This is a genomic window from Hymenobacter daecheongensis DSM 21074, from assembly GCF_900141805.1.
Classification (GTDB): Bacteria; Bacteroidota; Bacteroidia; order Cytophagales; family Hymenobacteraceae; genus Hymenobacter; species Hymenobacter daecheongensis.
This window is the reverse complement of the sequence record NZ_FQYN01000008.1, coordinates 152,060-169,679: the sequence shown is the minus strand read 5'-3', so window position 1 is coordinate 169,679 and position 17,620 is coordinate 152,060. Positions and strand designations below refer to the sequence as shown.

Genomic DNA, 17,620 nt, shown 5'->3' with positions numbered 1-17,620 from the left:
TTCTCGGCTTGCCTACCAGAAAGCCCGCCTTACGAGCCGTGACGCTTCGTTGGGCGGGCTTTCTGATAATGGCTGTGGCCGTTACGGCATGGGTTTCATCATGCCCTTGGTCACATGCTTGTTGGCCCGCGACATACGGCGCGCCGTTGGCATGGGGGCGGGCACCACCATGCCGCTGGTGGTCACCTGTTCGCCTTCCCGCAGGGGCATGGTCTGGCCGGTGGGCAGGCGCATCACCCCGGCCGGACTTACGGTAGCGCCGTTGGCTAGGGTCAGGTCAGCCGTCAGCGGCGTCAGCTGGCCGTTTTTCAGGGCCAGCATCCGGCCGTCTTTCATCTGGGCGGCCGCGGCGGCAGGGGCCGGGGCGGCGGGCGTCTGGGCGCGGCTGGCGGTGGCGGCGAGCAGCAACAGTAGTAGGGGCAGGAGTATTCGTTTCATACGCAGGTAGTTAGCGGTTGGGTGGTAAGGTAGGCAGTCGTCGGCAGTATCCAAGCCGGAAAGTGCGTGTAAGGAGTGGGGTGCCGGCGCGTCTACCCGGGCAACTAAGCTTCTCCTGTTATGCGTCCGTCTCCTGCTTTCCGCCTTATTGCCTCCCTGCCCGCGCTGCCCCGGCCCCGCTTCGCGGACAGCTCGCGCTGGCCGGCCGGACTGCGTACCTCGCTGGCGTTGCTGGCGGTGGCGGCCTTCGTGGCGCTGACGTGGGTGCGGGCCGAGTCGCTGGCGCGCATGATGCCGCACCTGCTGGACCTGGGGCTGGGCGTCTTGGCCGGGCTCATCGGCAACACGCTGGGGCACTGGTTCCGGCTGCTGGGCGCGGGCCCGGCCACGGCCCATACGGCCTCTTTAGCGCTGAAAATGGCGCAGGTTGTGGGCGTGCCGGTTGGCTACCTACTGCTGGGCGGCCACATGGTGCTCATGCCGGTAGCAGGGGCCTGCGTGGCGGCCGCGCTGGTGGTGCTGAGCCGGTGGCTGGGCTCCCCGGCGGGCCGGTTTGCCGGCGTGCTCCGCCGCAGCCGGCAGGGGAATAGCGCCGGGTAAACGCGGCCTGCGCCCCCCGCCGGTTGCCCACTCGGCCGGTGCGTCGTAAGGGTTTGCTGACGAACCGGGTAGCGTGCGTTGGGTATCTGCACTAAGCAGAATGATCAGCAAAAGGATGCTTCACCGCCTTATTGTCAATACCTTGATCTGTCAACCGGATTATGCTGCTGTAACTCCCGGTGTTATCCCCCTTTTTGCCCATGTCAATTGCCCTGATCAAACCTGAGCCGACGCTGTGGGTAGCGCGCTTCGGCGATGAGCTGTATCGTTTCGCGCTGGGCCGGGTGTCGGATGAGGCGTGCGCCGAGGAGCTGGTGCAGGACACGCTGCTCAGCGCCCTGGACGCGCTGGCCTCGTTCCGGGGCGAGGCCTCGGAGCGCACCTGGCTGTTTCTGATTCTGCGCCGCAAGATCATCGACCACTACCGCCGTCAGGCCCGCCACCCCGAAGTATCGCTCGCAGTCGTCACGCCCGATGGGCCCACGGAGGCCGATTTTTTTCAGGAGGACAACGGGCACTGGCGGCGCGAGCAATACCCCACCAGCTGGCAGAGTGCCGACGGCGCGCTGGAGCAGCAGGAGCTGCAACAGACGCTCCGCACCTGCCAGGATAAGCTGCCCAGTCAGCACGCCGCCGTATTTGTGCTGCGCTTCGTGGAAGAGCTGACGGCGGAGGAGATTTGTAAGGAACTCAGTCTGACGTCGTCTAACTACTGGGTAATTATCCATCGGGCCAAGCTGCAGCTGCGCCGCTGCCTGGAAAAGCACGGCCTGGGCCGGGCCGCCTGAGTTTCTTTTTTTTCTGGTCGGCTACTGACCACCCCCCTTCATGCTTCGAATCATTTCCTGCCGCCAGGCCACCCTATTTGTCGAACAGCAGGCGGATGGGGCGTTGGCCCCCCTCGCCCGCAACAGCCTCTGGCTGCACCTGCGCTATTGCCCCTACTGCAGCCGCTACGCCAAGCAAACCGTTTTGGTGAGCGAGCTGGCCCGGAACGCGGTGCGTGCTGCTGCCAGTGCTGCCCAGCCCGGCCTGTCGAACGAGGCGAAGGAGCGGCTTCAGCAACTGCTGGAGGAGGGAGAGAGAAGATGAGTTTTTTTCGGGAACGGCTGTAAGGTTCAGCTGCCGGCAGCGTCCATCCCGCTGAAACCACTTCTCAATCTCACTTTTCTCTTTTTCCCTCCCCCATGAAAAATTCACCCGCTTCCACCTCCGCCCTGTTCGCGTTCCTGCTGTTTGCCGGCTCCTGTCTGGCGGCTCCGCTCACCAACCCGGCTTTCGCCCAGGGCACCCAAAAGCCCCCCGCCAAATCAGATAAAATGTCGAATGGCAAGATGACCGACAGCAAAATGTCGGACGGGAAAATGTCGGATGGTAAGATGGCCGATGGCAAAATGACCGACGGTAAGATGTCGGACGGTAAGATGTCGGATAGTAAGATGGCCGACGGAAAAATGTCGGATGGCAAGATGACGGACGGGAAAATGACGGCTCCTGCCAGAAAAGCCAAGAAAGGCAAAATGACCGATGACAAAATGAGTCATTAGTAAAAGGCCACCCGCAGCTGGTCAGAAGCAGTCCGAAAGGCGCTTCCGGCCGGCGCGGGTGGCCTGGTTGCGCCGCGGATGGCGCTTGTAGGTGCCGAAAGCACCAAGCATACCTACCCGGCAATAGCGGTTGATACCGTTGTTGCCGGGTAGTTGCGTTCTGGGGAGCCGTAGTGCCGGACTAAAGCGGCGGGAGCGGTTGGACCAAGCCGTTTCCAGGGGGCGGAAATAATCCGGAAAAACTCTGTAAGGCCCCGGTGCCGGCCGCGTCTGTCGGGGCAACTCAACCCCATTACACCCCTTCGCCATGCCTTCTTCCCTGCTCGTAGACCGGCCCGCCGCCGCCATTGATTCTCTTACCGGCCCCCGGGGGCCGGTAGCTCCGCCGGAGCCCACCGCACTCGAAAGCGCCGGCACGCTGCTGCTGCGCTACAGCCTGGTGCTGGTGCTGCTGTGGTTTGGCGTGTTCAAGTTCACGCCCACCGAGGCCGCGGCCATCCAGCCCTTGTTTGCTCGTAGCCCGCTGTTTGCCTGGCTCTACCAGGTGCTGAGCGTGCGGGCCGTGTCCAACGGGGTGGGGGCCGTGGAAATCGGGGTGGCCGTGCTGCTGGCCCTGCGGCCGGTGGCGGCGCGCTGGTCGTTTGTCGGCAGCCTGGGCGCGGTGCTGATATTTGCCGTCACGGTATCGTTTCTGTTCACCACGCCGGGTGCCCTGGCGAAGGTGGATGGGCTGTGGGTGCCGGGCGGCGCGGGCAGCTTCCTCATCAAAGACCTGACCTTGCTGGGCGCGGCCCTCTACACCGCCGCCGAGGCCCGCCGGGCCTGGAAAACCGCCTAACGAGTCTTGCCTTCTTCGCCTGCTTTTTTCTGCTGCCTCATGGAAACCCGCAATTTCTTTCTGTCCCTGCTGCTGGTTGGCGGGGGCCTGGCCTCCCTGGCCTTTGTTCCGATGTCGTCTGATGCGCCGGCCGCGCCCACCCGCTCCACCGCCGGCCCCGCGCCCCGCAACCTGACCGGCCTGGCCGTGGCCACCTTCGCGGGCGGCTGCTTCTGGAGCCACGAAGAAACCTTTGAGGAAGTGCGCGGCGTGGTGGCTGCCGTGCCGGGCTACGCCGGCGGCACCACCCCCAACCCCACCTACGAAGCCGTGGCCAGCGAGGAAACCGGCCACGCCGAAGCGGTGCAGGTGTATTACAACGCCCGCCAAGTGAGCTACCAGCAGCTGCTCGACGTGTTTTTTCTGGGGGTCCACAACCCCACGGAACTGAACCGCCAGGGCCCCGACACCGGCACCGAGTACCGCTCGGTGGCCTTCTACCGCACACCCCAGGAAAAGCAGCTCATTGCGGCCACCATCCGGCGGCTCGACGCGGCGCATCACTACCCCGCGCCCATCGTGACGCAGGTGGTGCCGCTCACGCAGTTCTGGGTCGCCGAGGCCTACCACCAGGGCTACTACCGCCTGCACCCCACCCAGGGTTACATTGCCCACGTTTCGCAGCCCAAAGTGGAGAAATTCCGCAAAGCTTTCCCCCAACTGCTCAAGCCCGCCGACGCGCTGTAGAATCCGGCGGCCTTCCCCATCATCCACGATTAGAATTTCACCATTATGAAGGCCTACCACACCGCCTTCAGCGTGGACGAGGCCACGGCGCATAAGTACAAGGGCTTCGGCCTGGACCTGAAGCAGGCCAACGGCTCCGACCAGAGCGTGTTGCCCGTGCCGGCCGCCTACGTCATCGGGCAGAATGGCAAGATCAGGTTCGTCTATTTCAACCCCGACTACCGCCGGCGCGCCACAGTGAAGCAGGTGCTACAGGCGCTGTAGGCGGCCAAAGGCCGGCATTCGCATTGTCATGAAGCTTTCCTCTCCTTTGAGTAAACAGCAAGCAGTTGCGCGTTATTAGGGGGCGGCGTGCCCACAGTGGGGCAGTTCGGGTTCAAAAAATTGGCTCCCCAAATCAGGATACCCGCAACCCAACCAGGTAGGAGCTTCGTGAATTCCGTTGCAGCGCCAGCTTCAGACCAGTGATTAGCTTACCGGCATATTTTCCACCTTTGTTCCCTGAGCCCCACTGTTCCCAGTAGAAAAGTATGATTGCCTTCGTCATCGAGGATGAGCCGCTGGCCGCCCGCCGCCTCACCGATTTGCTGCGCCGCCAAAGCCCGCCCGTGGACGTGCGCGGCACCGCCGACTCGGTAGAAGCCGCCGTGGTGCTGCTCCAGACCGCCCCCGTGCCGCCCGACGTGCTGTTCCTGGACATTCACCTCTCCGACGGCCTGAGCTTCGAGCTGTTCGAGCGGCTGGACGTGCGTTGCCCCGTCATCTTCACCACGGCGTATGATGCGTATGCGCTGCGGGCCTTCAAAGTCAACAGCATCGACTACCTGCTCAAGCCCATCGACGAGGAAGAACTGCAGGCGGCCCTGGCCAAGCTGCACCACCTGCGCGGCCGCGCCACGCCCGCCCCGGCCCTCGATCCGGCCCTGCTGGCGCAGGTATTGCAGCAGCTGCAGCCCCAGCAAAGTCAGTACAAAAAGCAGTTTGTGGTGAAGGTAGGCGAGCATCTGAAGGTGATTCCGGTGGAAAACATCAGCTACTTCTTCAGCCTGGAAAAAGCCACCTTCGTGCAGACCCGCGAAAACCGCCGCTTCGTCATCGATCAGACCCTGGAGCAGCTCGAAAAGCTGCTCGACCCGCGCCAATTCTTCCGCCTCAACCGCGCCTACTTCGCCCACCAGGACGCCATCCACGACATCATCCACTACACCAACTCCCGCCTGAAAACCGTGCTCGTCCCCGCCGCCCCCGACGGCGACGTGCTCGTCAGCCGCGAGCGGGTATCGGCGTTTCGGGCGTGGCTGGAGCGGTGAGAGGCCAAACTGTCATTGCGAGGCGGCACGACGAAGCAATCCGTCCTGAACAATGAGCTAAGCTTCATAAATAGAAAAGCCCTGATGTACGTGCTACGTCAGGGCTTCTTAGTGAAAAAGAGCTTTCTACATTTCAGGGGACGGATTGCTTCGTCGTCCCTCCTCGCAATGACAGCTGACATTACCCTTCCAGCCAGCTTTTAAACGCGCCGGCCTTTTCCCGGCTCACCAGCACCTCCTCACTCGGGGCGGGCTGCAGGTCGAGCTTGAGCTTGCCATTGAAGTGCGGGTGCAGGCGCTGCACGGCCTGCAGGTGGGTGAGGAGCTGGCGGTTGAGGCGGAAGAAGTGCTGGGGGTCCAGGAGCTTTTCGAGCTGCTCCAGGGTGTAGTCCACCACGTAGCGGCGGCCGTCGGCGGCGACCAGGGTGGTGGTTTCGTGGCGGCTCTGGAACCAGGCCACGGCGGCGGCGGGCAGGGGCAAGAGCTGCTCGCCGCTGCGCACCAGGAAGCGGGTTTTGTAGGCGTGGGCCGGGCGCGGCAGACTGTCGCGCAGGGTTTCGAGCTGGCGGGCCGGGGCGTGCGGCTGCCACTCGCGCAGCTTGGCCAGCGCCGCCTGCAGCTCGGCCAGCTTGATGGGCTTGAGCAGGTAATCGATGCTGTTGGCCTTGAACGCCCGCAGCGCATACGCATCATACGCCGTGGCGAAGATGACCGGGCTGCGCACGAGCACCTGATCGAACACGTCGAGGCTGAGGCCGTCGGCGAGCTGGATATCGGACAGGATCAGGTCGGGGGCGGGGTTTTGGGTGAGCCAGGCCACGGCGTCGGCCACGCTGTCGAGCACGGCCAGCACGCGGGCGTCGGGGGCGGCCTGAAGCAGCAGGCGCTGGAGCCGCTCGGCAGCGGGGTACTCGTCTTCGAGCAGCAAAACGGTCATGGCAGACGGAGCAGAATCAGTTAGTGGGGCGGGGCAAGAAAGGGCCGTAGCAGCGCCTGCACCAGCGGCAGGCCCAGGGCGAAATACCACGTCCAGGCAATGAAGAAAAGCTGCAGCGGAATCCGGAACCAGAGGTAAGGCGGGCCGGGGCCGTCGGGCTGGCCGGTCTGGTAGTTGAGATGATGACGGGCGGCCTGGATGTTGGCGGGCAAGATCAGGACGAAAAAAGCAATGAGCAGCCAGGCCGTAGGGGCACGCAATGCCGGAACCAGTAGTCCGATGGCTGCCGCTATTTCCAGCCCGCCCGTAGCCAGCACCCAGGCTTCCGGGGCCGGCAGAAAGGACGGCACCATTCGGGCCATACCCTGGCGGAAGGCAAAGTGCCCGGCCCCCGTAAATAGCAGCATGGCCGCCATAGCGCCGGTCCCGGCCAGCACATAGTTGGGGCCATCCGCCACCAGATACGAGCCCAGCGCCAGCACCACAAATACAGTCAGCAATACCAGCAAAGGCTTCATAGGCTACGGAAAAATAAGCAGCTGAAAAGAAAATCAGTGCGGCGGCAGCAAGGGAAGCCGCACGGTGAAGGTAGCCGGCGTGGGCTCGATGCGGACTGGGTGCGGGGCCTGGAGCAGCTCATAGCGGTGCACGGTATTTTGCAGACCCAGGCCGGTGCCGGGGCCCAGGCCGGCGGCGCGCGGCCGCCGCGCGTTCTGCACCCGCAGGTAGCCGGTGCCGGCATCGGCCGCGATGCTGATTTCGAGCGGATGCTCCCGGCTCACCACGTTGTGCTTCAGCGCGTTTTCGACCAGCAGCTGCACGCTCAGCGGAGCCACGCGGTGGTCGAGCAGGACGGGCGGAATCTGCCGCGACACCCGCAGGTTGGTGCGGAAGCGGGTTTGCTGCAGCGCCACGTACGTATCCACGAAGGCCAGCTCTTCGCGTAGCGGCACCGTGGCTTTGTCGCGGGCCAGCAGCACGTAGCGGTACACGTCGGCCAGCTGCTCCACGAAGTTCTGGGCGGGTGCGTTGTCGTCGTCGATGAGGGCGGACAGGGTGTTGAGCGAGTTGAACAGGAAGTGCGGGTCGAGCTGGTTTTGCAGGGCTTCGAGCTGGCTCTGCACGCCGGCCCGGCTGAGCTGCTCGGCGCGGCGCACGTTCAGCTCCCACTGCCCGAAAAAGTGCAGGCTTTCGTAGAGCAGCAGCACCCCGGCCCCCGGAATCAGGTTGAACAGGATCTGGGTGAGCAGGGGCCGGGGTGCGAGCGAAAAGTAGGGCGGCAGCAGCTGGTGCAGCAGCGCCATCAGGGCTGTGGTAGCCACCGCCGTGTAGAGCAGGCTGGCTCCGGCCAGCAGCCAGAGCCGCCGCTGGGTTTGTCCCACGGCCGGGTAGCGCCGCAGCAGCCAGCCCCAGATGCTGAGCGTGCCCACCCACAGCGTGGCGGTAAACAGCAGCGAAATGCTCAGGTGCAGCACCACCAGGCCCCAGGAAAACCGCAGGGGTAGGTCGTCCAGGGTGAGCAGCGAAATAAGAATAGCCAGCGCGGGAATGCCCAGCAGGCGCAGGCGACGGTCGTTCATGGGCAGGGCGCGGCAGGCAAAGGAGTCGAAATCAGCTCAGGCGGCAGGCGCGGCCCGTAGCGCGTGCCGCAGCAGGGCCTTCACCACCAGGTGATGAAACGGCCGGATCAGGGCGAAATATACGCGCCCCAGGCGGTTGTGAAACCGCACCGCCGTGCTCAGCACCGCCCGGCGCGGCTCTGCCCCGGCCGGCACCCACACCGACACCCGAAAGTCGAGGTGGTGGTCGTCCTGGCCCAGTACTACTTCTTGGGGCTCCACGCTGAACACCCGGAACGGCCCCAGCTGCCCGCCGGCCACCAGCGGCGGCTCGGGCGCGGGGGCCGCCTGGGTCGGAAAGGTGGCCAGGCCCAGGGGGCGCACCAGCCAGTCGCGCAGGCGCAGCAGGCGGCGCACCCAGTTTGGCCCCTGCCCCAGTAGCAGCCGGGCCACGGCCGGGGCCTGCGCCGGGTGGTGGGCCGCCAGGGGCACGGCGTAAGCATCGGCATACCGCTCTTCAGGAAAATACTGGCTGAGCCGGCTGTCCGCGGGCACGCCCACGGCCACGATAAGGGGTTGATTCATAATGGTAAGGAAGGAAAGACTACGGAATCTCTGGCGCCGTCGCCCGGCGGTGCCGGGCAACGGCGGGGAGTGGCTTGCCATCCTGCCGCGCAAGAGTCACGCAATCAAAAAAAAATAAATCGAATCCGTGACTTCGTCGATGGCGGCACGCGCCGTCGCTCAGCAGAGCCGGGCGACGGCGCGGGGTCAGGCTCAGGCCAAGCTCACATCAGCAGCAGCTTTCGGCTAGGAGTTGCGGGGCAGCTTCTGCACAAAGCTGACCACGGCCCGGCGGAAAGTGGCCGGCTGCTCCACGAAGGAGTAATGCTTGCCCGGCACTACCACCACCTGCTGGCGCGGAAACCGGAACGTGTGCGCCTCGGCCCCGGTAGTGCGGTCGTCCTGCCCCACGATGGTGAGCACGGGCATCGTGAGGGTGGCGGAGGCGGGCACGTAGTCGTGGCCGTAGTCGGGCAGCCGGCCGCCGAATACCTGGGCGGCGAAGTCGTGGTTGGGGCCGCTGCCCCGGCTGGCGCGGCCGGTGCGGGCCGCCAGCGAATCGGAAGAAAACTGCAGCCGGGAGCCCAGCTGGCGCTGCTGGAGTGCGCCCATCACCAGGCCGAAGCGCTGCATGGGGGACAGGGCTGCGTCGGGCCGGGCCTCGGCCGGTAACAGCGCGGTGCCGTAGCTGAGCATGGCTTCCAGCGAAGCCGGCGGGTTCAGCACCCCATTCACCAAGATCAGGGCCTGCACCCGCTGCGGATACTGCGCCGCGTAGGCCGTGGCAATGGCTCCGCCGAAGGAGTGGGCCATCACCACCCAGCGCTCCAGGCCCAGCTGCCGGCGCAGCTCCTCCAGATCCTGCACCATGCGCGGCATCGAGTATGCATTGCCCGCCGGGCTGGCTGAGCGGCCGCTGCCGCGCTGGTCGAAGTAAATCATGTGCAGCTGCTGCTCGAGCGGCCGGCCACCCAGCTGCTCGAAGGCGTAGCTGCCCGCGCCCGGTCCGCCGTGAACGAACACGCAGGGCGTGCCCTGCCCGGCCACCCGCACATACAGCCGCACCGAATCGGAGGTGAGCAGGGTGGTGGGGCCGTTGGTGAGGGTATGCTTGGGAAGGTGCCGGGCCTGGCCCAAAGTGAAAACCAGCAGCAGGGACAACAGCAGCAAAGCAAACGGCAGGCGGGAAAGAGCGGAGCGGAGCATGGCGTACGGGAAAGAGAAAGATTTGAAGGAAAGGTAGCGGGGCGAAGTAGAAAGTCGCCGCGCCGTCAACCGGCCCCGCCGAGCGACGGCGGTAGTATAGTTACTGGAGTTTCCAGAAAGGCAGCCCCTGCATAGCGTGCCAATACAGCCAGGCCACGGCCCCGCAATACAGCAGCGTGAAGGCCAGCAGCCCCGCTACCTGCCCACGCACCTTCAGCTTTGGCGCGGAGCGGCTGAGCAGCCAGCCCACCAGCGGCAGGGCCTGCAGGGCGTGCAGGCCCAGGAAGTGGGCCGCCCGCAGGTCGCCGGCGCGGGTGCTCCAGCCCAGCACCGGCAGCCCCGGCCCGCCGTCGGCCGCGCCGACGGTGTGGCCCAGATGCTGAATCATGGCCCCGCCCAAGGCGCTGCCCACCAGAAACAGCAGCAGCCCCAGGCGCATGCCCCACACATAGGCCGCCGGGCCGAAGGGCCGGTGGCGCAGCGTGAGTATCAGGGCCCAGACCACCAAGGTGGTATTGACCATGATGAAAAAGCCCATCAGCCCGAACAATGCCCCATCCAGCGCCGAGCCCACGTTGTAGTGCGAGGTGGTGCCCCGGGCCGCCTGCAGGTAGATAATCAGGATTTCGATCGTCAGGCTCAGGGCCACGCCCGCGCTGAGGCGGCGCACGGCCCGCTGGGCGGGGGCAGGCAGGTCGGCCAGCAGCCAGGCCAGCGTCCAGAGGTAAAGGAGGCCGGAAAGAGCAAATTTGAGGGGCTTAAACCACACGTTCAGACCCGTTACCGTGCGCTCGTCGAAGGGCAGCAGGAGCAGGGCCAGGGCAATGAGCGGCACGTTCAGCCACCCGGCCCCCGAGAGCAGCGGGTTCACGCCGTGCAGCACCCGCAGGAAGTGGCGCACCCCGGAACCGGGCCGGGCGGGCGTGGGGGCAGAATTAGCCGGTGGGGCAAAAAAAGAAGGCAGGGCAAGAGCTTTCATCGGAATCAGCTAAAAAAGACCAAAGGAAAACGCACGAAATCAGTCTGCTACCGGTGTAGGGGCAGGGTAGAAGCGCCGCAGCGCGTGGTAGAGCAGCAGCCCCACCGGCCCCAGCAGAAACGTGAGCAGCAGGCAGGGCAGCAGCAGCCAGTGCGGCAGGCCGCGCCGCCGGGCATCGCGCGCCTGCCAGGCCCCAATGGTCAGGTCGAAGCAGAGGTAGTGCACCCAGCCGGCCAGCAGCGCCCACGGATCCTGAAACAGCGCCGCTACCTGGGCCAGGGAGCCAAACCCGCCCGTGCCGGCGTGCGGCCCCAGGTAGTGCCCGCCGATCAGCAGCGCATACGCCCCGGCCAGCCCCAGCGGCAGCGCCCCCGAATGCACTACTGCCTGGGTGCCGCGCCAGCGCGGCGCCACCCCCAGCAGTAGCCAGCCCAGCAAGGCTGCAGCATTGGCCAACGAAAACAACAGGTCGGGCGTGAGCATCGGAAGCGGGACGTTTGATGGTAGGAACAGATCAAAGCTACCCGGCCCGGCCCCCGCAAAAAAGCCGCAAGCCGGTGAACCCGCCGCCGCGCCGGGTGAAGCGGCGAATCGGTGGGGGTGAAGCTCCGGTTCGGTCCTGGCGGTGGCCCAATGGGGGCAAATTCAGCCCAAAAACGACCAGTTACCGGCCGGGTACGTACCTTTGGGCCGTGAATAAGGCGGCTAAAAAGATTCTGGTGGGGAGCCTGGGCGGCGTGTTGCTGGCCGGCCCGGCCGTGGCCCAAAGTGCCGACTACGCCACCGACAGCGCCCAGCTGCACCGCCGCCCGGTGTTTCAGCTCGATGTGCGCAACTCCATCCTCAACCGCCGCTACGTGACGCTGCTGGGCCTCAAGCTGGGCGTGGAGTGGCGCGGCCGCGTGCGCACGGGCATCGGCGTGTACTTGCTTAGTAGCCCTATTCCCTCGCGCCAGCCCCTGCCCGCCGAGCTGCCCGCCACCACCCGCTCCGAGCTGCGCTTTCGCTACGTGGCCGGCTACGGCGAGTACGTGCTCATCCGGACCCGGCGCTGGGAAATGAGCAGCCAGCTGCAGCTGGGCGTGGGCAAATCCTACTCCCGCTTTTTCGTGCCCGACGGCACCATTCTGCGCTCCCCCAAAGAAACCATCTGGCTGGCCGAGCCTACCGTGGCAGGGCAGATGCGGGTGTTTCGCTGGTTTTCGGTGGGCACGGGCCTAGGCTGGCGGCAGCCGGTGTTCGTGCCGCGCAATCTGCAGCGCGAGCTGAACGGCCCCGTGTTTTACGGCCGCGCCAAAGTCTCGCTCGGCGACCTGTATAAGACCCTGCGCTTCAAGCGCCGCCTTTTCAGCCAGACCGGCCTGCGCGCCGACGATTAAACTAGGCGTCAGCGTAGCCGCAGCGCGGCGGCAGGTTTGTAGATAAGGAGCAAAGTACGCAAGACAAAGCCGCGTAGCGGTGACAGAGTCGTTCGGGCGGTTCTGTCACCGCTACGCGGCTTGGTTCTATTTGCTCGATGACTTACTACAAACCTGCCGCCGCGCTGCGGCTGTGCGGCAACTTGGTTGATAAACCAAAAAAAGCCGGCTTCCTGCGCAGGAAGCCGGCTTTTTTGCCCAGAAAATCACCAATTTACTTTGGCCCCGAAGCCGTGGTGAGGCGGCGCAACAGCATGTGCGTTGACTGCTGGTTTTTCTGCCCGTTGGGCAATGAATACACCTGCACCAGCTCCCAGCCCAGCTTACCCATGTAGTTGAGCGTGCTTAGCGGGGTCGAAAGTACTTCCATCTTGCCTACCTCGCGCTTGGCGAAATCACTCTCGCCCAGCTTCTCGTAGCCAAAGCCGAAGTCCACGAAAATGTCGCTGCCTTTGGTCTTGCGGGGCGTGGTCAGAAAGTCGGTTTTCAGCAGCTCGCAATACTCGTAGCGGGCCGCGTTGGCGTTGGTGGTCTGGGCCTGCGAGGGCGCGGTGGCGCTCAGAAACAGCAGCAGCGTGAGCGTGGCAAGGAAAAAGTGTTTCATGAAGGCAGGAAGTGTTGATTCAGGAAAACAGAAGAGAAAAGAACGGGTCAGGCGTCATCTGGCGTCCGCTGGTCGAAGCATCTCGCCCGCTTCATCCGACTCCCCTCTCTTTTGGAGAGGGGTTGGGGGTGAGGTTGCAACGAAGCACGCGAGATGCTTCGGCTTCGCTCAGCAGGACCCGTTCTTCAGAGTCTGAACAAGTTAATTGTAGTTCGGCAGAAACTTGTACTTGCGGCTGTAGTCCAGCATCTGCTGGGCGAAGTCGGCGGGGTATTCCACCTTCACATCCGTGATTTTGCCGCCCACTTCCACCGGCACCAGGCGCGGCTGAATGAAGCCCGCGTAGGGCGCGATGTTGAGCCTGGCGTAGCGCTCCAGCACTTCCTTGTGCAGGGTGGGATCCACTTTCACGCCGTAGGTCTCAATCAGGTTTTTGGCCGCCGCGTAGTCGCCTTCGCTGGTCAGGCGCTGCAGCTCGCGCAACAGCTGCCCAAACAGGCCCCGCAGCTTCTGGTAGTCGTTGATCCTGAAGTACGTCTTGCCGTCGCGGGTCACCTTCTCGATTACGTTGTCCTTTTTGCCCTTTTCGAAGGCCCATTTGGCCACCATCTGGCGGTTGCACATGTGGGCTTCCTCCACGGTTTCGCCCAGGGGCAGGCGCACCAGCTGGCCCATCAGGCCGTTGCGGATGTAGTTGTCGTACTCGGCCTTGCCCACTTCCAGGCTCGGCACCACGCCCAGCTGGACCAGCTTCTCGTCCATCAGGTAATACAGCGCTACCAGGTCGGCGCGGCCCTCCTCAATGGCGGAGGCATAGCTTTTCAGGGTTTCCTTGGGCGTGCCCACATTGGCGTTGATCTGCCCCGAGGCGTGCCCGATTACCTCGTGCATATCGGTGTGGAGCTTGCCGGCCAGGCCCGCGTACTGCCGCGCCCGGGCCTTTTCCTCGGCCGAGTAAGCAAACTCATCCAGCGTGCCGCCGGCATCAGCCAGCGCGTAGGCGTCCACGATATTGCCCAGGTTCACCGACTTGGAGCCGTGCTCCTTGCGGATCCAGTTGGCGTTGGGCAGGTTGATGCCGATGGGCGTGGCCGGGGCCGCGTCGCCGCTTTCCACCACCACCGTAATCACCTTGGCCGTAATGCCCACCACGTTTTTCTTTTTGTGCTGGGGCAAAATCGGCGAGTTGTCCTCGAACCACTGGGCCTCGTCGCCGATGGCCTTGATGCGCTTGCTGGCCTCCAGATCCTTAAACGACACCACCGACTCGTAGGTGGCGCGGTAGCCCAGCGGGTCGCCGTACACCTCGATGAAGCCATTCACCAAGTCGGTGCGGCTCTTCGTGTCGCGTACCCAGGCAATGTTGTAGTCGTCCCAGGTTTTCAGGTCGCCGGTGCGGTAATACTGGATCAGGCGCTGCAGAGCCAGCTTCTGCTCGGGCGTATCGGCTACGTCCACGGCTTTGCCCAGCCAGTAAATCACCTGGGTGAGGGCCGCGCCGTACATGCCGCCCACTTTCCAGGGCAGCTCAAACACGCGGCCCTGCTTGTCCTTCACCAGCTTGGAATTCAGGCCGTAGGAAATGGGCGTTTTGCTCTTCTTATCAATCTTTTTGGCGTAGTAAGCCTCCGCTTCCTTCTGCGTCACGTTCTCGTAGAAGTTGGTGGCCGAGGTAGTCAGCAGATCTTTGCCGGCCTCCTGATTCACGCGCTTCGGGGCCACGTTCGGGTCGAAGATGATGGGCGTGATGGCAGCCAGAAACTGGTCCACGGTTTCGCCCTTTTCCAGCGGCAGCGTACCGGCATCCACGCTTTTCACCAGGCCGGCGAAATAAGCAGGCGTGCATTCGGGCACGAACTTGCGGGTGGAGTAGTGGTGGTGAATGCCATTGCTGAACCATACCCGCTTGGTGTAGATGTTCAGCTTGTTGGCCTGATCCACGTTGTTCGTGTTCGAGGTGTTGGCAATGCGCTCCTGGTTGGCGGCCCACAGCGCTTCCAGCGTGCGGCGCACCCGCAGGTTGTGCTTATAGTTCTGGTCGTAGGTGATTTCGCGCCCGCTCAGCGCGGCCTCGTACATGTAGTAGAGCAGCTCCTTCTGGCGCGGCTCCAGCGTCTCGAAGCCCGGCACCTGGTAGCGCAGCAAGCGCAGGTCGGCCACCTGCTCGGTCACGGTCTGGAAGGCGGGCTGCTGGTCGGTGGCCGGCGTGGCTGGCTGGGTGGATTTGGGGGCGCCCAGGTCCGTTATGGCCTCCGCCGTGGCCGCCGCTACGGCTGTTTCCGTGGGAGTGGTGGTTGTGGCCGTGGTGCCGGCGCAACCGCCGCCAAACTGAGCCGCCAGCAGCAACGCCGCCGCCGAAATTGTGTTACGCTTCATTGCGAAAAAGGCAGAATGGGAAAGTAGTACAAAGCAAAGGCTTTTTTCACATAGTTAAGAAGCGGAAGTGGCGGGGTGAGTTTGGTATCGAAGACCACCCTGATATCGTCTGTCATCCTGAGCAAAGCGAAGGACCTTCCTCTTCAGCTACTAGAAAACGTTTTTCAACGCCCAACGCCCTTTCCTGCGCTAACGGGAAAGGGCGTTGCTCATTTCAAAAGGCTTGTCACTTAACGGAGGAAGGTCCTTCGCTTTGCTTCGCGCCGCTCAGGATGACAGATGGTTGAAATGACAGCCGACAACTCACGAAGACAGATTGCGCGGTGCCGTAGCAATGCTGCGCACCGTGCCCAGCCGATCCAGCTTGCCGGAGGCCGTGGTGCGAAACTGCGGCACGTACACCAGCTCGCGGGGCCGCTCATAGCGCTCCAGCCGCTCCGTTAGCAGCGCCAGCAGCTTCTTGGCCTGGGCCTCCGGCAGCGGCTGGCCTTCCAGGAAGGCCGTCACCTGCTCGCCCAGCCGGGCATCGGGGCGGCCGGCCACGAAGGCGCGGTGGGGCAGGCCCAGCTCGGCCAGGGCCACTTCCAGCACCTGCTCCACCTTTTCGGCCTGCACCTTCACGCCTCCAGAGTTTATCACGAAGTCGGCGCGGCCCAGCCACTCGAAGCTGTGATCTTCGAGTAGGCGCACCCGGTCGTTGGTGGTCACCAGGCGGTCGTCGGTCACGTCGGCGCGCACCGTCAGGCAGCCGCGCTCATCCTGGCCGATGTGGATGCCGGGCAGCACCTTGTAGAAGGGCGTGGCGGTGGGGCCGTTGAGGCGGCGCAGGGCAATGTGGGAGGCCGTTTCCGTCATGCCATAGGTGAGGTACACGGGCACTTTCAGCGGCTGCAATTGCTTTTCCAGGCTGCTTTCCACCGTGGCCCCGCCCACCAATATGGCTTTCAGCCGGTTGAGCCGGGCGGCGTAGTTGTGGGCCAGCACCTCGCGCAGCTGCAGGGGCACGAAGGAGGCGAAGTCGAACCGCGCGGTGGCGGGCACCAGGGCCAGCGGGTCGGCCTGGGGCTCCACGATGGTCATATGCAGGTTTAGCTCCAGGCCGCGCACCAGCATCATCAGGCCGCCCACAAACTCGCAGTTCAGACACACCAGCATCCGGTCGCCGGGGCCCAGGCCGAAGTACTCGCCGGTGCGGCGGGCGGAGGCGGCCAGCTGCCGGCGGCGCATGGTCACGAGTTGGGGCTTGCCGGTGGAGCCGGAGGTGCGCAGCCCGAATTCCTGGGCCCCGTTCAGCCACTGACGGCAGAAGTCGAGCACCTTGGCCTCGTAGCCGTTCAGGTCGGTGGGGCTGTTGGCGGGGTATTGGCGGATGTCGTCGTAGCGGAATTCGCGGCCGTTGAGCAGCAGGGAATCGGGCAGGAGCGGAGTAGCAGACATAAGCGAAGCGGGAAAAGCCGGCGACAAAGATGAACGGAATTACAACCTTCCCGGCCTACGAAGCTCCCGCCTGAAAGCCGGCCCCGCCCGCTTCGGCCTGGCTTTCAGGCGAATAAAGTAGTGTCTCAGGCCGTTTCGCCTGGCCGCTCTGGTAGCCAAAGCCGCCCGCCGCTTGCGTTGAAACTTCGGGGAACGAGAAGCGCCACCTGATTCGGGTGGCGCTTTTTTGGTTTTTTTGGGGGTTTGGGCTGGGCGTGTTTTTTTAGAACAAATGTCCATGCGGAGGAATTAATTATATTTAACCACAAAGCTTTTTGCAGAGCACGAAACACTGCCTATTGCAAATCTGATGTTATAGGCGTTTCTCTATTCTTTAATGTCTTCAAATATTAGTTCGTTTTCTGTCTTGCTTATTGAAATTCTTCTAAATGTCGGCGCGTAACCTCTTCGCCCACTTGGCTGAAAATACTCTCTGATATATGAATTTTCAGTTTCGTAATTTTGAATAACTCTTGGGCCGAAATACCTTTCTTGTTGTTGATGAAGCAAGCTTTCTATTGAAGCATTGTTTATTTTAAAGTTGTCAGAGTCTTTAATCTTTAAAATTGCATTGTTTTTGTCACGCTCTGAAATTTTTAAAGTAAATGTGTGGTAATAATCACCGATGCCAGACATTGATTTATTTTCTTTCAAATCAAATTTGTCTGTCAACAAAACTTCATATTCTTCCACAAGTTCTTTTGCATTGTTATTTGTGAAAAGTTGGTCTTCAAAAACAGCTGATAAAATAGCCGCCAAAATAAATAGTCCAAAGATTATAGTTAGATACTTTCCTGTCTTTGGATAGCCAAGTTTCTTTGGGGCAAAATAAATCAAACAACCAATTGCAATTGGAAGGCCAACGAATACAAGTATGTAAAGACCTATTAGTAAAAATGCGTCCAATTGTCTATGTATCTGTCTGTTTGGTTGTCGTCTTAAAATACCCTGTAACATCCGGCTCAACGCAACCCGCAGCCACTGCAAGTTGCGTCAACCCGTCCTCAGTACGCCAGCAAGTTAAGGATACCCACCAAAACAG

Annotated in this window: 21 protein-coding genes; 9 read left to right on the top strand and 12 right to left on the bottom strand. The window is 63.0% G+C overall.

The window, feature by feature from the left end; all coding sequences use genetic code 11:
- Positions 1 to 81: 81 nt before the first annotated feature.
- Positions 82 to 438, bottom strand: coding sequence for a DUF6799 domain-containing protein (locus tag BUB62_RS15640; RefSeq protein WP_143164220.1), 357 nt, complete (start codon positions 436 to 438; stop codon positions 82 to 84).
- Positions 439 to 558: 120 nt separating this feature from the next.
- Here BUB62_RS15640 and BUB62_RS15635 point away from each other — a divergent pair, with 120 nt between their 5' ends.
- The 8 genes from BUB62_RS15635 (at position 559) to BUB62_RS15600 (ending at position 5,459) form a co-directional block, all read left to right on the top strand.
- The gene (locus tag BUB62_RS15635) at positions 559 to 1,038 is read left to right on the top strand and encodes a hypothetical protein (RefSeq protein WP_073111674.1); all 480 of its coding nucleotides are present in this window, start codon (positions 559 to 561) and stop codon (positions 1,036 to 1,038) included.
- A gap of 200 nt (positions 1,039 to 1,238) precedes the next feature.
- Positions 1,239 to 1,826 (top strand): sigma-70 family RNA polymerase sigma factor, encoded by a 588-nt coding sequence (locus BUB62_RS15630; protein ID WP_073111672.1) that lies wholly within the window; start codon positions 1,239 to 1,241, stop codon positions 1,824 to 1,826.
- A gap of 40 nt (positions 1,827 to 1,866) precedes the next feature.
- Positions 1,867 to 2,130 carry an anti-sigma factor family protein gene (locus tag BUB62_RS15625; RefSeq protein ID WP_073111670.1) on the top strand — a complete coding sequence of 88 codons (264 nt, stop codon included), beginning with the start codon at positions 1,867 to 1,869 and terminating at the stop codon, positions 2,128 to 2,130.
- A 95-nt stretch (positions 2,131 to 2,225) separates the two neighbouring features.
- Positions 2,226 to 2,585 (top strand): hypothetical protein, encoded by a 360-nt coding sequence (locus BUB62_RS19440; RefSeq protein ID WP_200799940.1) that lies wholly within the window; start codon positions 2,226 to 2,228, stop codon positions 2,583 to 2,585.
- A gap of 307 nt (positions 2,586 to 2,892) precedes the next feature.
- Positions 2,893 to 3,423, top strand: coding sequence for a DUF417 family protein (locus tag BUB62_RS15615; protein WP_084539116.1), 531 nt, complete (start codon positions 2,893 to 2,895; stop codon positions 3,421 to 3,423).
- Between the two features lie 39 nt (positions 3,424 to 3,462).
- Positions 3,463 to 4,149, top strand: a complete 687-nt coding sequence (msrA, locus tag BUB62_RS15610) for a peptide-methionine (S)-S-oxide reductase MsrA (protein ID WP_073111668.1) — start codon at positions 3,463 to 3,465, stop codon at positions 4,147 to 4,149.
- A 45-nt stretch (positions 4,150 to 4,194) separates the two neighbouring features.
- Positions 4,195 to 4,413, top strand: a complete 219-nt coding sequence (locus tag BUB62_RS15605) for a thioredoxin domain-containing protein (RefSeq protein WP_073111666.1) — start codon at positions 4,195 to 4,197, stop codon at positions 4,411 to 4,413.
- Between the two features lie 266 nt (positions 4,414 to 4,679).
- Positions 4,680 to 5,459 (top strand): LytR/AlgR family response regulator transcription factor, encoded by a 780-nt coding sequence (locus BUB62_RS15600; protein ID WP_073111664.1) that lies wholly within the window; start codon positions 4,680 to 4,682, stop codon positions 5,457 to 5,459.
- 181 nt (positions 5,460 to 5,640) lie between these two features.
- On the opposite strand, the gene BUB62_RS15595 is transcribed toward BUB62_RS15600, so the two are convergent.
- The 7 genes from BUB62_RS15595 to BUB62_RS15565 form a co-directional block, all read right to left on the bottom strand.
- A complete protein-coding gene (locus BUB62_RS15595; RefSeq protein WP_073111662.1) occupies positions 5,641 to 6,396 on the bottom strand; it encodes a LytR/AlgR family response regulator transcription factor in 756 nt (251 codons plus the stop codon).
- A 20-nt stretch (positions 6,397 to 6,416) separates the two neighbouring features.
- Positions 6,417 to 6,914, bottom strand: a complete 498-nt coding sequence (locus BUB62_RS15590; protein ID WP_073111660.1) for a DoxX family protein — start codon at positions 6,912 to 6,914, stop codon at positions 6,417 to 6,419.
- A 33-nt stretch (positions 6,915 to 6,947) separates the two neighbouring features.
- Positions 6,948 to 7,976: a sensor histidine kinase gene (locus BUB62_RS15585; RefSeq protein ID WP_073111658.1), complete on the bottom strand. Its 1,029-nt coding sequence runs from the start codon at positions 7,974 to 7,976 to the stop codon at positions 6,948 to 6,950.
- A 36-nt stretch (positions 7,977 to 8,012) separates the two neighbouring features.
- Positions 8,013 to 8,540, bottom strand: a complete 528-nt coding sequence (locus tag BUB62_RS15580) for a DUF2867 domain-containing protein (protein WP_073111656.1) — start codon at positions 8,538 to 8,540, stop codon at positions 8,013 to 8,015.
- A 225-nt stretch (positions 8,541 to 8,765) separates the two neighbouring features.
- Entirely contained in the window at positions 8,766 to 9,725 is a 960-nt protein-coding gene (locus BUB62_RS15575) for an alpha/beta fold hydrolase (RefSeq protein ID WP_073111655.1), read from the bottom strand.
- A gap of 100 nt (positions 9,726 to 9,825) precedes the next feature.
- Positions 9,826 to 10,704, bottom strand: a complete 879-nt coding sequence (locus tag BUB62_RS15570) for a hypothetical protein (RefSeq protein WP_073111653.1) — start codon at positions 10,702 to 10,704, stop codon at positions 9,826 to 9,828.
- A 39-nt stretch (positions 10,705 to 10,743) separates the two neighbouring features.
- Entirely contained in the window at positions 10,744 to 11,187 is a 444-nt protein-coding gene (locus BUB62_RS15565; protein WP_073111651.1) for an ABA4-like family protein, read from the bottom strand.
- 209 nt (positions 11,188 to 11,396) lie between these two features.
- On the opposite strand from BUB62_RS15565, the gene BUB62_RS15560 reads away from it, so the two are divergent.
- Positions 11,397 to 12,083 (top strand): hypothetical protein, encoded by a 687-nt coding sequence (locus BUB62_RS15560; RefSeq protein ID WP_073111649.1) that lies wholly within the window; start codon positions 11,397 to 11,399, stop codon positions 12,081 to 12,083.
- 253 nt (positions 12,084 to 12,336) lie between these two features.
- Here the strand turns inward: BUB62_RS15560 and BUB62_RS15555 are convergent, their stop codons facing one another.
- The 4 genes from BUB62_RS15555 to BUB62_RS19140 all read right to left on the bottom strand — a co-directional run bounded on the left by BUB62_RS15555 (position 12,337) and on the right by BUB62_RS19140 (position 17,484).
- The gene (locus BUB62_RS15555; RefSeq protein ID WP_073111647.1) at positions 12,337 to 12,726 is read right to left on the bottom strand and encodes a hypothetical protein; all 390 of its coding nucleotides are present in this window, start codon (positions 12,724 to 12,726) and stop codon (positions 12,337 to 12,339) included.
- Between the two features lie 201 nt (positions 12,727 to 12,927).
- On the bottom strand, positions 12,928 to 15,102 hold the full coding sequence (locus tag BUB62_RS15550) for a dipeptidyl-peptidase 3 family protein (RefSeq protein ID WP_084539114.1): 2,175 nt from the start codon (positions 15,100 to 15,102) through the stop codon (positions 12,928 to 12,930).
- A gap of 303 nt (positions 15,103 to 15,405) precedes the next feature.
- Positions 15,406 to 16,539 (bottom strand): AMP-binding protein, encoded by a 1,134-nt coding sequence (locus tag BUB62_RS15545; RefSeq protein WP_084539113.1) that lies wholly within the window; start codon positions 16,537 to 16,539, stop codon positions 15,406 to 15,408.
- Positions 16,540 to 16,905: 366 nt separating this feature from the next.
- Positions 16,906 to 17,484, bottom strand: coding sequence for a hypothetical protein (locus tag BUB62_RS19140; RefSeq protein WP_073111645.1), 579 nt, complete (start codon positions 17,482 to 17,484; stop codon positions 16,906 to 16,908).
- Between the last annotated feature and the right edge of the window lie 136 nt (positions 17,485 to 17,620).

Coding starts and splice junctions, on each gene's coding strand:
- BUB62_RS15640 (WP_143164220.1), bottom strand. CDS start 438: ATGAAACGAATACTCCTGCCCCTACTACTGTTGCTGCTCGCCGCCACC.
- BUB62_RS15595 (WP_073111662.1), bottom strand. CDS start 6,396: ATGACCGTTTTGCTGCTCGAAGACGAGTACCCCGCTGCCGAGCGGCTC.
- BUB62_RS15625 (WP_073111670.1), top strand. CDS start 1,867: ATGCTTCGAATCATTTCCTGCCGCCAGGCCACCCTATTTGTCGAACAG.
- BUB62_RS15605 (WP_073111666.1), top strand. CDS start 4,195: ATGAAGGCCTACCACACCGCCTTCAGCGTGGACGAGGCCACGGCGCAT.
- BUB62_RS15565 (WP_073111651.1), bottom strand. CDS start 11,187: ATGCTCACGCCCGACCTGTTGTTTTCGTTGGCCAATGCTGCAGCCTTG.
- BUB62_RS15555 (WP_073111647.1), bottom strand. CDS start 12,726: ATGAAACACTTTTTCCTTGCCACGCTCACGCTGCTGCTGTTTCTGAGC.
- BUB62_RS15600 (WP_073111664.1), top strand. CDS start 4,680: ATGATTGCCTTCGTCATCGAGGATGAGCCGCTGGCCGCCCGCCGCCTC.
- BUB62_RS15545 (WP_084539113.1), bottom strand. CDS start 16,539: ATGTCTGCTACTCCGCTCCTGCCCGATTCCCTGCTGCTCAACGGCCGC.
- BUB62_RS15575 (WP_073111655.1), bottom strand. CDS start 9,725: ATGCTCCGCTCCGCTCTTTCCCGCCTGCCGTTTGCTTTGCTGCTGTTG.
- BUB62_RS15635 (WP_073111674.1), top strand. CDS start 559: ATGCGTCCGTCTCCTGCTTTCCGCCTTATTGCCTCCCTGCCCGCGCTG.
- BUB62_RS15630 (WP_073111672.1), top strand. CDS start 1,239: ATGTCAATTGCCCTGATCAAACCTGAGCCGACGCTGTGGGTAGCGCGC.
- BUB62_RS15615 (WP_084539116.1), top strand. CDS start 2,893: ATGCCTTCTTCCCTGCTCGTAGACCGGCCCGCCGCCGCCATTGATTCT.
- BUB62_RS15580 (WP_073111656.1), bottom strand. CDS start 8,540: ATGAATCAACCCCTTATCGTGGCCGTGGGCGTGCCCGCGGACAGCCGG.
- BUB62_RS19440 (WP_200799940.1), top strand. CDS start 2,226: ATGAAAAATTCACCCGCTTCCACCTCCGCCCTGTTCGCGTTCCTGCTG.
- BUB62_RS15570 (WP_073111653.1), bottom strand. CDS start 10,704: ATGAAAGCTCTTGCCCTGCCTTCTTTTTTTGCCCCACCGGCTAATTCT.
- BUB62_RS15585 (WP_073111658.1), bottom strand. CDS start 7,976: ATGAACGACCGTCGCCTGCGCCTGCTGGGCATTCCCGCGCTGGCTATT.
- BUB62_RS15550 (WP_084539114.1), bottom strand. CDS start 15,102: ATGAAGCGTAACACAATTTCGGCGGCGGCGTTGCTGCTGGCGGCTCAG.
- BUB62_RS15590 (WP_073111660.1), bottom strand. CDS start 6,914: ATGAAGCCTTTGCTGGTATTGCTGACTGTATTTGTGGTGCTGGCGCTG.
- msrA (WP_073111668.1), top strand. CDS start 3,463: ATGGAAACCCGCAATTTCTTTCTGTCCCTGCTGCTGGTTGGCGGGGGC.